The organism is Stieleria sp., from assembly GCF_041595215.1.
GTDB lineage: Bacteria > Planctomycetota > Planctomycetia > Pirellulales > Pirellulaceae > Stieleria > Stieleria magnilauensis.
Window position 1 is genome coordinate 1 of the sequence record NZ_JBFHKV010000061.1, and the last position, 15,332, is coordinate 15,332.

3 protein-coding genes are annotated in these 15,332 nt (G+C 58.4%); all 3 read left to right on the plus strand.

Translation table 11 applies throughout. The features are described from left to right. Window positions 1-12: 12 nt before the first annotated feature. The 3 genes from ABX749_RS04170 to ABX749_RS04180 all read left to right on the plus strand — a co-directional run bounded on the left by ABX749_RS04170 (window position 13) and on the right by ABX749_RS04180 (window position 15,089). Complete coding sequence (locus ABX749_RS04170; protein WP_372894889.1) at window positions 13-13,137, plus strand: hypothetical protein; 13,125 nt, start codon at window positions 13-15, stop codon at window positions 13,135-13,137. A 316-nt stretch (window positions 13,138-13,453) separates the two neighbouring features. After that, window positions 13,454-14,641, plus strand: a complete 1,188-nt coding sequence (locus ABX749_RS04175) for an HNH/ENDO VII family nuclease (RefSeq protein ID WP_372894890.1) — start codon at window positions 13,454-13,456, stop codon at window positions 14,639-14,641. Beyond that, window positions 14,634-15,089, plus strand: coding sequence for an SMI1/KNR4 family protein (locus ABX749_RS04180; RefSeq protein WP_372894891.1), 456 nt, complete (start codon window positions 14,634-14,636; stop codon window positions 15,087-15,089). Before ABX749_RS04175 ends, ABX749_RS04180 begins: the two co-directional genes overlap by 8 nt. Window positions 15,090-15,332 lie beyond the last annotated feature (243 nt).

The following is a 15,332-nucleotide window of genomic DNA, read 5'->3' on the forward strand; positions in this document are numbered from 1 at the left end:
GATCCGACCGGGGTGGCCGCTTTCGACAACCTTGCGGCCGGTGAGCATCTCTTTGACGAAATCACTTACACGGTCACGGATCCTTCGGGGCTGAGCGACACCGCGGTGGCACAGATCTGGGTGCAAAGCCGCATCAATCTTGCTCCCACAGCGGCACCGACGTCGATCACGATCAGTGAAGACGGCGAAATCGACGAGGGGACGTTCGAATCGTTGCTGGTCGGGGCGACCGACGTCGACCGCTTGCCCGCCGATGCGGCCTTGAGCATGGTGCAAGAAACGGTGACCAGTTCAACGGGCGCCACCGTGATCATCGCCGCCGACGGCACGTTCGTCTACGATGCATCCGGATCGCCTGGGATTCAATCCCTGGGCCCCGGCGAGACCACCAGCGACAGCTTTTTGATTCGCGTCACCGATGGTTTCGACGTCTCGGCGACCGAGTGGGTGACGTTGCTGGTGACGGGGGTCAATGACGCCCCAACCGCCGTCGACGACTTTTACGCCGGCGTCTCGGCCGACGGCTTGCTGACGACCACGACCGCCAATGGTCTGTTGGCCAACGATAGCGACATCGATTCGCCGCCGCCGTTGCTGATCGACCCCAGTCAGACAGATCTGTTCAGCGCCGGCGGTGCACTCGTGACGCTGCGGCCGGACGGAACGTTCGACTACGATCCATCCGGAGCGTTCGCGGAACTGGCCGAAGGCGAAACGGCAATCGATACGTTCCAGTACGTGGTGCTCGACGAACGAGGCGCCGAATCGATCGCGACGGTGCGGATCGAAGTGATCGGAGTGGACGATGCACCGATCGCCGGTACCGACGGAGTCGAACGCGGATTCTGGACCGTTGCGACGCAGAAGATCGAGGTGCCCGCCAGTAACGGAGTCTTGGCCAACGACACCGATCCCGACGCGGCCAGTAACGGAACGATCCTGGAAGCTTCCTTCGACGGATTCAGCCAATACGGCGCGCGGGTGATCGTGTATCCCGACGGCAGCTTCAGTTACGACCCGACGGTCAGTGCGACGATCGCACAATTGCAGGCCGACGGGATCGATGTCGTTGATACCTTCACGTACACGGTGCGAGAAGTCGCACCGCCGGCGCCCTCGGGCGATCCGCCGCCGCCCGCGGTTCCGGCTGCCGATGGTGAAGATCCCGGCGACGGTCCCGGCAATGCACTCGCCGGTCCACCGCCGCAAGCCAGCAGCGAAGGCGTCGTTGAGGTCATCCTGCGGGCAAGGCCGTCCAACTACAGCTTTGACCTGGTCGTCGACAACCTTGGCGAGATCGGCAGTGGCGTGTCGATCAACAACAAGGGCAACGTGGCGTTCCAGACCACCAATGGCGGAAGCGATTTCCTGTACATCTGGAGCGAAGATACCGGCGCGTTGTCGCTGGTGCCGGAAAGCTTTGTCGGCGGCGGCAACCAAGTGTCACAGCCGCCCAACAACGGGACCGGCGGCGTGCCGACTGCCCTGTTCAGTCATATCGTTCAAATCAACGACCAGGATCGCATTTTTGCCCAGCGACAGATGAACGCGGCGGCGATGTTGGGTATGCCCATCATGGGGATCCCGATCCTGACATTCACCGATGTCTTGTTGACGTATGCCGAATTGTGGAACGGCGAGCGTGTGCTCGGCGGTGATCGGTATGGGACACCAACGCAAATCGGGGTCGGCGATCTCGGCATCGCCAACGCCGGGCTTCGTTGGGGCAACCCGATGATGATCGATTTGCAGCTGGTGACCATTCTGGGTGGTCTTTTGCCGGGCGTCGTGGGATTTGCGATCAGCGCCTCGTTCCAGCTCGTTCCGCGAATTTGGACGCTCAATCCGGTCTGGTCCAGCACGTACTACACCCCGGTCAATCCGGTCTGGAACGTCTTCCAAGACCCGGACAACTTTAATTTCGACGTTCTCAACGCGGTCTCGCTGGCAACCTCGCTGGCGCCGATCTGGGTGCCGCAGTTGTACGTCACGCCGTTCGTCGCGATCTATCCGCATTCGGCATCGGTCAACAACGCCGGGCAGTCGATCTTTGTGGCCAGTACGAACAGCAGCGCGGGAGATCCGGGGTTGAATCTGGTGACGTACGGACATCAGGGACGCCAGCCGTACAAGTCGGTCGGGATCGATCGGCCGATCAGCTACGCCATGATGGCCGACACCGGCCACAGTGTTTACACGACCCAGGGCGGTGACGTGACGATCGTCGATTTCGATCTGAACGAAACGAGCAGCAATGAATTCACGGCGTATGGCGATCGGGCCGCGATCAGCGATAGCGGGTACGCCGCCGTCGCCGGTGACGGACCGATGGGAGAAGGCGTCTACGTCATCAACGCCCGCGACGGAAAGTGGGCGAAGGTTGTCGGCATCTCGGGCGACGGAACCCTGGACGCCAACGAGGTCGAGATCGATGGCGAGGACGTGGGATCGATTCAGGCGATCCTCGGCGGCCCGGTCGGAATCAACGGCCCCAAGGTTGGTGACGAACCCGGTACCCCGTTCTTCACCATTTCGTTCATGGCGATGGCCGATGGAAAAGAAAGCCTGCACGCCGTCAATTTCTTCCCCGGCGAGTTGGAAAACGACACACTGTTTCGTCCGCTATTCATCGGGCTCAATCGCGTCGTCACGCTCGGCGAATCGTTGCCGGGAATCGGTCGAATTGATGAAGTTCGCGGCTTTGACATCATCAACAACTCGGGCCAGATCGTTTTTACAGACGGCAAAAAGGTAGTCCGTGCCAATCCGCCGATCAACGCGACCGGCGATTTGATCTACGCCTTCGAACGCCGGCCGATCAGCGAAAACGAGGTCTTTCAACGCGATGCGGGGGCCGCGGTCGCGCGGTTCATCGCCGGCGACCCGACAGCCACCGCCGGCCAATTCACCGCGACGATCGATTTCGGTGACGGAACGACGGGCGAAGGCACGATCGTCCCGATGGACGATCTGCCGTTGGCGTTTGAAGTCGTTGCCGAACATGAATATGACCGCGAAGGCCCCTACGCGATCACCGTTCAGATCACGGACAACAAAAACCGAACCGGCGGCGTCGCGGTCTCGCTGGCCAACATCGTTAACACAGTCAACGAAGAAGACATCGAAAAGCTGGTGTTGGTCGACGACGACGGCAACGACACCACGCCCACCATCCAAAGTTTTGCCTCGCCGCTGAGACCCGAAGGGGACCAGGGTGGTGGACAGTCTTGTCGCGTGGAACCCCCGAGCGACGAAGAGATTCGATCGGCAGGTCTGTCGACCCGTGCCACCTTCGATCGGTCGTCGGGAACGTTTGACGTCGTGTCCGTCGGTTACGGCGGATTCGTTTACTCCTACGGATTGGCCACCGCCGGCAGCGACGGCCAAGGCGAGCCCAACGCCAGCCAATCCGGCGGCGGGTCGTCGATCAATATCCGCAAGGTGCTCGCCAGCGGCAGACTCGACCCGATTTCCTTTGCCGCAAGTTCCTTCCTTGTCGATCGCTACGAAACGGCTTTCGACGGTTCCAGCGAAGGCGTCAGTTGTTTCAATACCAGTACGATCTCCGAACGATCGGAAACGGAAGTCCGTTCCACCAGCCAGTTTGTGGACGAAAAAACCTTCGACGACGGCGTGATTGATTGGGTGCTGACCACCGACAAGACCAGCGAATCCTTTACCCGCGGTGAACGCTTCGTCGATGGTGATTTGCAGTCCCAAATCGACAGTCTAATCGGTGGCAGCGGTTCAGCACTGGTCGGTGAGTTTACCGTCCGTGGCACGGACAACAGTCACGAAGTGCTGCGCGAATCTGGACCTGTTCATTCGATCACACGCGAGTACACGATCGACACCGAGTCGTCGGTGGATCACCGCGGCGGACGTCAAACGTTCAGCTTCGTTCACCGCACCGACACGATGTCTTCCTTCCGTTCAGTCGGGATGGTTTCGCGTGAAGACTATGACATCACGATCACGCGGGATTCCCAAACCACAATCCTTGAACAACGCCAACGGACCGGGCCGAGGGACATCAATACCACCGGCACCAGTCAATTCAACTCGACGACGTTCAAGTCAGGCAGCGTTGTGGGGAGCTTTTTCATCGAGACCACCTCCACCTCTTCCTCCGACACCACGACCACGGAAACCAACCAAACCCTGACCAAGAATTCAACTGCGACTGCAAACTCTTCGTCCCTCATGGAAGGGAGCGGGAACGCCGAGGCCGGCAATTTCAGCTTTTACACGTCCAGCCTGTCCGAGTCGATGATCGATTCAAATACGGACAACCAGCAGCAAAGTTCGCAGTCCAGCCAGCAATCCGCCACACGCGTGAACGTCAGCCAGCGTGGCAATTTCTACGAAGGCGATTACACCAACCAGGAAACGCGACACACCGATTACTCTTCCAACAGTCGCACCGAAAACCAGACCTCCGTCGTTACGTCCGAGTCGACCGGCAGGCAAGATCTGACCGCGTACGCGACGGGTAACAAAAAGAGCGGCGACTTCTCCATCCGCGAACGCAGCACTTCCTCGGACACGACCGAAACGACCCAAACGAATCAATCCGAGACCAAGACGTCTGAATCGACCACCGAAACGAGCGGCGAGTCCAATAAGGCTGGAAATGCCAAGGCGGGTGATTTCGAATTCGACGGATTCAGCTATGCCAACGTGGTCACCGTCAAAGCGACGACCAACGGGCCGCTTCGCACCGAGACCGATGAAACCGTCGAATCAGAAACTCGCTATGAGGGCTCCGGTAGTTCGCGGTCGGGAAACGTTCGCAAAACCGAAAACGCCACGACCGAGACGGAGTCGCAACGACGATTGGTCAACCAAACCCAGTTCAGCACGACCGATACCAAATCGAAACGGACCGACAGGGTGGGCACCGATTCCAATACCGTCACGGGCGACTACACACGCACCGTGGAAGGAACCACACAAGGGACTCAACGAACGACATCCGACAATCAAGACCAAAGTATCGTCACCACGGTCCGAACAGATTCATCCGATCGTTCGACGACACAGGGTAACGCCATTTCAACGGATAAATCGACCAGTTCACGGTCAACGTCCAGCGAAACCCGCGACGTCCGCGATTCCATTGTGACCCCCACGCTGTTGAGCCAGACTGATTTCACGCATTCAGAATCCTCGACCGTGGCTGTCGCCAACGAATCTTCCAACAGCATCGTCGGGAATTTTAGCAGTCTTCAGGTCATTGACGTCGACTCACAATCGCGTCACACCCAGCACAACCAGACATCGACAAAACTGGTCACGTCAGAAATGACGTCCCACCAAGAACTCGACTCCACGGGGAATTTGATCAGCGGCGCATCTGTCTCTTCGGACACGTCCTTCAGCACGACCGAAACGATCTCCGGTTCGTCCAACGGCCCATTGATCATTCCCAGAGCTCCGTTTGCGACCGAAAACCCGATCCGCCCCGAACGAATCAACGGCGATTCGACCATCCAAGTGGATTCCGTCGTGAATGCCACGTCCAATTCCATCACCGGCATCTTCAACTCGGTCTCGGATTCAACTGTCACGCGGAACTCCAACTCGCGCCGCGAAAACATCTCCAGCTACACCGAGACGGCAAGTCGTTCGACAGAGGTGACGCACTCGGAATCCGATGGCAATCAGATCACCGGAGATGTGGTCATCACGACACTTGAGGAAACCGAATCGGACCACGGTTCCAACCATTCCAACCAAACGCTCACCGACCAGGAATTCGGCACTTCCGAGACGACTCGACGGTCGACCGAAGACGGGAATCGCTTCACCGGCGACTTTACCGTGCTTAGCAATTTTTATTCGGACGGCGCCACGCTGGTCACACGGACCAATCAAACACTGACCGAAACACGTCGGACCGGGACCACCGCCGACGGTCGCGGAACGGAATTCGTCAACCGTGTGACCGGCGATTCCACCAGCCAAGAAAACACCTGGGTCGGAGCCAGGATCGAAGTCAGTGCCACCAATCAGGATCAAACCAATACCTCGCTGACGACCTCCGATAGCACCACGCAGATCAATCGGACCAGCAATCGATTCACCCAAGATTACTCAGAGTTGCGGTCGGGCGAATCCGAAATCATCGTCGCACAAACCTCTGTCAACGGTTCACGTACGGTCCAGACCAATGAAACGACCGACGCGACTTCGTCCAGCCTAAGCAACGGAAACCGTGTCACCGGCTACTTCGAAGGCAATGAGGTGATCCAGCACACGGTCAGCGGCACCACGCTGGTGACCCATCAAACCTATCGAGAGGAAGGTGCGTCGACCTCGACACGTCGAACCGAAACCGAGCGAAGCGGAAACAGCGTGACCGGGCACTACATGGACTCGTGGACGACCATCGGCGGTTCCGATTCCAGCCAAACGATCACCAATCAATCCCTTACCAATCTGGTAACCGTTCAGACAACCGGAACCTCATCCGGGACCTCCTCGGGGAACAATTTGTCCGGCGAGGTGGTGCGTTCGGAGGGCGGTGCATCCGAGGTGACTCGTGTGGAGACGGTCACCAACGGATCGCTGACATCGGCCACAACCTCGGTCAACGTCGCGACCTCGCAGAGCAATTCGGCTGGTAACCTGATCATCGGAGTTGTCGACACGGAGTCAATGTCTGACGAAACGGTGACTCATACCGAAGTGTCGACGAACGGGACACAGACCACTGAGGTGTCCGTCACCGACCACTCGACCAATGAAACGATGCGTCACGAGCAGCGTGTTCTTGGCGACACCCATTACGTCTCCCGATCGATTGTTCAATCGGACCGATCGACCGAAATGACCAATAACGGCCTCCGAAGCGTCAATGAAACGGGTTCCGAGAGCGAACGTTTGATCGAGTACGACGGCAATTCGATCACCGGCATCTTCACGCGTGAGGAACAAACCGAAACCGAGTCCGCTGCGACCGAAACCGAAACGAATCGAGGCCGCTCGGAGTCCTTCACCGCGACCGGGTCACAAACCACGCACGTGACTGCGATGGGCAACTCGATCTTGGGTACCTCCAGCGGTCGCAACCAAATCGAAGATGAAAGCACGGTGGTGCACGCGATCTCCAACCAATCACTGTCGGTCGCCGCGACTGTCGACGAGTCGTCCACCCGCATTCAAGACTTTATGTCCAACTCCATCAGTGGAGAATCCAGTTCAACGACCGAAAACTCCGGCACCCGCACACGCGTCGAGACAGTCGTCAACGGCACGCTCAATGCCTCCGTTTCAGAATCGTCAACGTTCTCGTCTACTGCGACGCGGACGAACAACACCATCACCGGCGATTTTACGGACACGAATTCCGGCGAACAGTCCTCGCGTATGGATGGCAGCGACACCAACAAATCTCTCTCGGTTTCCTACGTCACGACCGTCGATACTACATTTCAGTCCGGCAGCGGCGGGAATGCCGTGACCGGGGCCTACACCAAGGCATCCACCAGCGAGTCCACCGAGGTTCGTACCTCGACCGATACCAACGGGCCGCTGACGATCGATGCGGTCACGACAACGGTCACCAACATCATTGAGTCTGGAAGTGGAGATTCCGTGGCGGGCAGTTCGGCCACCAACGTGGTGACGATGACGGATGTCACGATCGATCAAACCGACACCAATCAGTCGCTGACCGTCAACATTGACGCGACGAGCAATTCACGTGTCGAAGTCGATTCGACCCACAACGAGTTCAGTGGCTTGGTCACCGATGAAACAACGTCTCAGTCGAGTGGCGTTCGCACCGAGGTGGCCAGCAACCAGGGCTACGGTTCGACCGTCGTGACGGAGTATTCGTCTCAGTCGATGTCCAGCACCACGGGAAATGATATCACCGGAGCGATGGTATCGACCAGTTCCGGGACGTCATTGGATGAAACGATCTCCCAAAGCACGGTGCAAACGGAGACTGCAGGTGAGACGATCACCTTGAATGCGTCGTTCAGCAGCGAATCGAGCTCCAACGTGATCACGGGCCAATTCGCCAGCGACTCGCAGAGCGATTCCGAAACGATCGTGATCGCCACGGTCGACAATCAGACGCTTGATGCCGACAGCACCTCGACGACCACGTCCGCGACGACGTCCTCGGAGTCCGGCAATTCGATCACGGGGGACTACAGTTCCGACGTGACGACGATCTCCGCAGGTTCAGGCACGCAGCGTGATGTCAATCAAGTCTGGGTCATCAATGCGGTTTTCAGTAACGACTCCGAGTCTCAAACCTTGGAAACCGGCAACCGAATCGACGGAACCTACGCGGCGACCGTGACCACGGCCGAAACCAGTTCCCATTCAGAATCGAATCTCGTCAACCCGAATTCGACCAGTGCGTCGACCGACAACTCGACATCGACCGTGACGAGTTCTGGTGACCACGTGACCGGTGCGTATTCGTCGACCACGATCAAGGATTCCGCGACGACGTTCAATGAGACCTATGCCTACCTGGATCTCAGCGGGACTCGTACATCCAGCACTAGTTCAAACACCATGTCGACGTCCGATGGGAACGTTTTGATGGGCAGCGATGACACGACGGCACGCACCGAGTCTTCAACCGCGGGAACCTCGACGGAAACCAATCAAGGGATTGTCACGGTCGACACAACATTCACGAATTCACTGGTTAGCAACACCGAAAGCGGATCGAACAGGCTAACGGGGCAATATTCCAGCGTCACGACGGACGTGTCCAGTTACTCCAGTAGCGAAACCAGTTCGAATCAATCACTCAGTTTGGCTGTCACCGATTCAGGGAATTCCAATGTGACGACGACCCGTTCGGGTAACAGCGTGGTCGGGGCGTTTGCCGAAGTTGTCGATTCCAGTGCCAGTCGATCGGGCACCGAAACGACCACCAATCAAACGCTGACCAGTGTCATCGAGGTCACGTCCAGCAGCACGTCGCAATCAACGACCACCGGGAACGATTATTCGGGGGATTCGGCGTTCACTTCCTCGGGCAGCAGTTTGACAACGAAGGCGCAGACCGACACGAATCAAACGCAGACGATCGAGCTAGCCGAAACCACCACCTCGACCAGCACCGGGTCGGGAAGTGAGAACGCGATCACCGGGGCGTTCACCTCGGCGGGTGAATCGAGTCAATCAACGACCAGCGATGAAACACAGTCCAACCAGACGCTGGCGGGAACGATGCATCGTGAAGCCACGACCACGATCACCGACACCGCGTCTGGCAATCGCATCGTCGGTGACTACACGACCCAGTCGATCATGGAATCGTCGGCGACAGTTTCTGCCACGACCACGAATCAGACCTTCACGGTCATGACCACACAAGTCGAGTCGGACACTTCGACCAGCACCGAAACCGGCAATTCGAGATTCGACACCTACGAGACAACGTTTACGTCAACCAGCACCGTCACCACAAACCAATCCAAAACGAATCAAACGCTGACGGAAACTGCCGCCACAACCAGCACGACAGAATCGAGCGGCAGCCGAAGCGGAAATCGAACCAGCGGCGAGTACACCGACGATGTGACCAAGGATGTCACGACAAACGGAACCGGCAGTGCGACGAATCAGTCGGAATCCAGCACCAGCGAAACGGGGGAGACGTTGCAGGAGGTTATCAGCCAGATCGGCAACGACATCACCGGTATGTTCACGTCCACGTCGACGACCACTTCCGCGGCCACGCAGGATCTGGCCGAAAGCAATACGGACCGCTCGGTCATCGGCGCCGCCAGTTACAACGCGTCGGTCACACGCGAAACCACGGGCAACAGTGTAACCGGAGCCTTTGCCGAAACGACGACCACCATCGATACGTCCTCAACCAACCAATCGGGCACGATCGGCGACCGCTCGTTCACACTGACCGAAACGACGTCGATGACGGGAACCTCCACGTCGACCGGTAACCGAATCAGTTCGGAAGTCACGGTCGTCTCTTCGTCGACGGACGAATATGATTACACCAAAAACACGACGTATGCGGACGGTAGCGACACGAAAACGGCCATTCGCAGCGGCTCCAACGAGGCTTCTTCGACAAGCAATGCGATCACTGGAATCTACTCGCTAACGTCAACGGCATCCCAGTCAACGTCGTTGAACGAATCCGGCACGCGAACCGAATCGTATTCCGCAACGTCGACCTCCGAATCCACGTCAACGACGACGGACTCTGGCAATTCGATCGTCGGATCGTTCGATCGTTCATCCGATGCTGACTTTTCCAGTGCGGTCACGCGGACACTGACGGATGCCGCTGGAACGGTGCTCTCGATCGACGAAACGTCCTCGGAAGAATCCACCGACATCCATACCGGGAACGAAATCACGGGGCTTTGGAGCAGCACCGGAGCGTCGCAGTCGAGCCTGGTCACCACACAGTCCGTCGTGACCGTCGACGGGTTGCACGATCACACTGTGGTCAACAGCGTTTCCAGCGATACATCATCGACCGGCAGCGGCAATTCAGTCACGGGCGAGGTCGCCGGTCAAGTCGACTCGACAACCATCACCACCCTTTCCCAGGACGGTCTTGTCGGCGGGGTCACGATCGATTTTGATTCCACTTCGACCGAGGTGGCGCAAACCGATACGACCGGAAATCGCATCACCGGTTCCTTCCAGCACGTCACGACGGCCACCGATACCTATTCCTTTACGCAACTGGTGGACCGCGGCGCAGACGGCGAATCAACCCTCAACGGCAGCGGCGTGAAGTCCTACAGCCGTTCTGTCGACGCGGACGCCCTGACCGGCGATGCCACCAGCACGACGACGGGGACTGATACGTACACCCTGAACCAATCCGGGACAAACTCCTCCGGGGTCTTCTCCGTTGAACTCGATGGCGAGGATGCCTTTACTGAAACGGAAACGTCGAACTCGCAGACAGGCGTTTTCAATCGGCAATCCGACGTGGCAGGGTCCGTGACGGGGTCACGTACGATCGGCTCGGTTACCACTGCGTTTACCGAAGCCATCGACCAGGTCGTCACGCAAAACGGCAATTACATTGACGGCGACATCGACATCAGCTTCGCCGGCAACGGACGGTATGATTCGCTGGTCGATTTCGTCGAAACGTCCAACGCCGCCGCCGGCACGCCAGGCATGCTGGACCATTCGCCGACCGGCGTGCCGATGTTCATGGGCGCCCCGCCAGCGCTTCCGACCGCCGGCGGAGCCGAAGCCTTGACCGCCGTCGCGGCCGCCGCCGTCTCCTCCTGGACCGTCGCCACGACCGGCTCACTTGCCGGAGCCGCTTTCCGTGGCGTGCAGGCGGTTGCGATGGAGTCGATTCCCGCGGGAAGCAGTTTGTCCGGCAGCGCGGTGATGCAGCAATACACGTTGGCCGGCGCCGATGCGATCGAGCAGTACTGCTTCCCCGCCGGCACCGAAGTCTTGTTGGCCGACGGGACGGCAAAGCGGATCGAACAGATCGCTGCCGGGGATCGTGTCGCATCGGCGACCTTCGACGAGGATGTGGTCGCACTTGAACAGAGAGCCGGGCAATGGATGCACGCGACACACACGGCGACCGCCGCGCTGGATCAGCCGTTGCTCCGTCCCACAAAGCAGACGACCGGCGGTACTGTTAGCCAGACGTACCACAATGCCCCGCAGCCATTGATCGACATCCATCTCGGCGACTCCAAGATTACGACAACGGCGGGACACCCGTTCTTCGTCTTGAATGCCGAAGACGAATGCGATCACCATGCCACGCCGCCCGCGATCTCTCTCGCCCATCGCGGCACTTGGAAACTCGCCCGCGACCTGATGCCCGGTGATCCGCTGGTGACGGCCGACGGAATCGCATTGACGATCACCGCCATCACGCCGAACGAATCTCCCGCCCAGCCGGTGTACAACTTCTGCGTCGCCGAGCACCACAACTATCACGTTCGACTGCCCGGCACTGATCACTTTGTCCTGGTGCACAACGACTCGTTCGGGTTGTACACCTATGGCAACGCGCTGATCCCGGTTTTGATCGAGGAACTTAATGATTGGGCGGCGGATGTCGCAAACCGCACCCAGGAGATGATTCAATGGGTGAAGGACAACACCCTGATCGATGAAGTACTGGTGGGGCTGTCCAACGCGTTGACCGATGCGATCAACGTGCGGGTGATCCAGGTCGGCGCGATCGTCAGTGTGTTTGACGCGGAGACCGGCAAGGCGATCATGGACGCCGGTCGCGAGGGGATGCGTGACAACACGTTATTCGGTGTGAAATCGACCACGGTGGCCATGGCCGGACTGTCCGCCGTCGCGACCGTCGCCACCTTTGGTTCGGTCGGCGTGATCATCGTGTCGGCCGGCGCCGTTTATGGCGTGCTGGATGTGACCACGCGTGCCGACCTGAGCGGGAAATCGGTTCAGTTCAATGAGGCGTTTCGGGGCGCGATCAACGGCATCTCCAATCCGTTTGGGGCGGCGTTCGGCTACGTGATGGGATCCAACGCGGTCGCCAACAGTAACGCAGGCTCGCGTGCGGAATTGCTGGCCGAATATGACTACAACAATCGCATCGGCACCGCGATCGGTAGCATCTTTGGAGGGCTTGCGGTGACCGGCCATGCGGCGTTCATGCGTAGCGGCAGTATCACCTACGCGATGAAGGCGATGTCACCGGGTGTTCTGGGGGCGGTGGGCGGAATGGCCTATGGGCATCTGACCGGCCAAGACCTTGCCCGGACGATGGAGATCGCCGCGACAGCCTCGTTTGCGGCCGATTTTGTCGGCGGGCTGTTCATCAAGTGCTTCGTCGCCGAAACGCCCGTCTGGGTGCCGGCCGATGGCCTCACCGAAAGCTTCTATGCCGAACAACCGACAACGGTCGGCCCAGGAGCGTTTGATGGCAGGATCACACAAATCGGTGCCGGGGTGTCGCTTGCCATCCTCGCATCGATGTCCTTCGCCGCCCTGATGCGATCCAGCCCGGGACGCAACGAGGAACAGGACGAGCAGGAGCGACGTCGATCAAGCGTCGATTCGGTGTTCGGGTCGGCCGACGAGGACTGGAAGGATCTGGCGGACGTGCTCTGGGGCGATCCGCTATTGCCGCATCGGCGCAAGCCGACATTTAGATTCAGTTGACATTCCTCCATCCCATGACAGTCGGTTCCGTTCATCACAAATCAATCACGTCATTCAAACCTCGGTCATTCCAATGTCCGCTTTAAAAACACCCGCCAAGTCATCCGGACGCGTCGTCGTCGCGTACTCGATCCTGGTGATCGGGCTTACCCTTTCGGCGCGACTGATCTTTGGCGGAGCGTTGTTCCCCCAATCGTCTCCGGTGTCCGTTGAACGGACCGATCAATCGACGATGCTGGCGTCGCTTGAATCGACTCGGTCGACACATCCCGCCGCGTCGACCCGTCGCATCGAATCGATTCGCGTCGGGGAGCGCGTGCTGGCGGAGAACCCCGAAATCGCTCCGGAGGAGCGTGCCCGTTGGCAGGAACCGGACTGGCAAGATTGGCTGCACCTGACGCTGCAGATGCCGCTTCCAACCGATCAAGAGGACGCCGACCCGCCGATCCTGGATATCGAGATTCTGCGTCCCGAACAATGGGTCCTCGATCAACTGGGAGTGATCGTCGCCCAGCGTGACGATGTCGCTGTCGTGGGCGAGAACGAATCGTTCGAATTCGCCGATGCAGAAACCGCGCTGGTTCCCTATTCGCCGCTCCGCCCGACCTATCGCTACGTCGCCGAGATGTACGCGATTGCAGAGGTTGCCAATGCGGAAGTGCTGGGACTGGCGGTCGACATCGATCTTCCCGAGATGGGCGCGGTCGGAACGGCCATGGTCAGCGCGATCCAGCCGTGTCCTCCTGTCAAATCTTCGGCGGGGCAGGTCGTCACCGCGACGTTCGCCCATCCGCCGACGCGTCAGGTGTTGGATGTCGTCTTCGAAGGCGAGTCGGATGCGATCGGCGTGACCGACAACCACCTGTTCTGGTCCGAAGACCGTCAGGCATTTGTGGCGATCGGGCAGATGGAATCAGGGGAACGCGTCGTCACATTTCATGGCGACACCAAGCGGATCGAGAGCCGACTGCCCCGCCCGGGACCGCAGCTGGTCTACAACCTGGAAGTCTACGGAGAACACGTCTACTTCGTCGGCCAGCAAGGACTGCTGGTCCACAACGCGTACTCGCGGGGAGCAAACGGGGACGATGCACCATCTTCCCGTTATACAAGAGATGCATTCGAGGGACGACATATCTACCGAGCAGCTGACGATTTCGATCTTGGAATCCCTGCAAAAGTTGATCCAAAATACGTTCACAAAAGCATCAGGCAGAAGATTCAGGACGGGTGGACAAACGCTGATTTGATGAGAAGCGGTAACTCTCCTATTGGACACGATGGTCGGCCGATTAATCTTCACCATGTCTTGGGAGCAGAGCCGGGGCCGATGGTAGAGATTCTCGGCGCTACTCATAAGCGACATCACAGAGCGTTGCACGGCCTGATTGAAGACGGGAATAGCTTCCGCAATGTTCCAGGCTTAGAAAGTAAATATAATTCATTTCGCAGACGATATTGGAAATGGCGTTTAGGACAACTAACCGGAGGTTCAGATGGCTGATTTTGCCACGCTTGTTCGGCAACTTGAAAACACCGGAAAGGATTTGTTTTGGCAGGGTAGGGCATCAGACGATTCAATTAAGAAGCTTCAGGCACTACTTGCGACGCCACTTCCCGATTCCTTTAGGGACTTTATTGCGACGTACGGCGGTGGAGGGGTCGTCGAAGAAGAGATTTCCGGAATCGAAGATAACGACGCGTCACTGGATTACAGAGGGACGGTCTACGGCGACACGCTACGCTGCAGGGAAGACTATGCTTTACCAGACAACCTCGTCGTCATCTATTTCACAGAGGAAGGCGTGGTTTGGTGCTTGGATGTCAGTCAGTTCACTGAAAATGAGTGTCCAGTGGTTAGCTTCGATATCCAGACTAAAACAACAGTTCAACTTGCACCTGACTTTCTTGAGTTTTTCCGTGAATACGTATCCATGAGAGTCGCCAATTAGCCACGGTCGGCGGATCCCTTGCATTAAGTTCATTTACAGCTAGCGTCATCCAGCGAGCCGGCCGCAGATCACGGGCGTCTGCCAAACGAATGGCGTGTACATTCTGATTGCCGCGTCATAACGCAATCAACTCGCTGGCTCCCACTCAAGACGTCGGCACGCAGTTAACACAACTTCCTTTCCCTCAACGAACAATCCCCTTTAAACTCACGACACGGAGTGCTTGGGGAGTCGTGCGCCGCC

Excerpts from the sequence above, each read along its gene's own strand:
- ABX749_RS04180 (WP_372894891.1), top strand. The coding sequence starts at position 14,634 with ATGGCTGATTTTGCCACGCTTGTTCGGCAACTTGAAAACACCGGAAAG.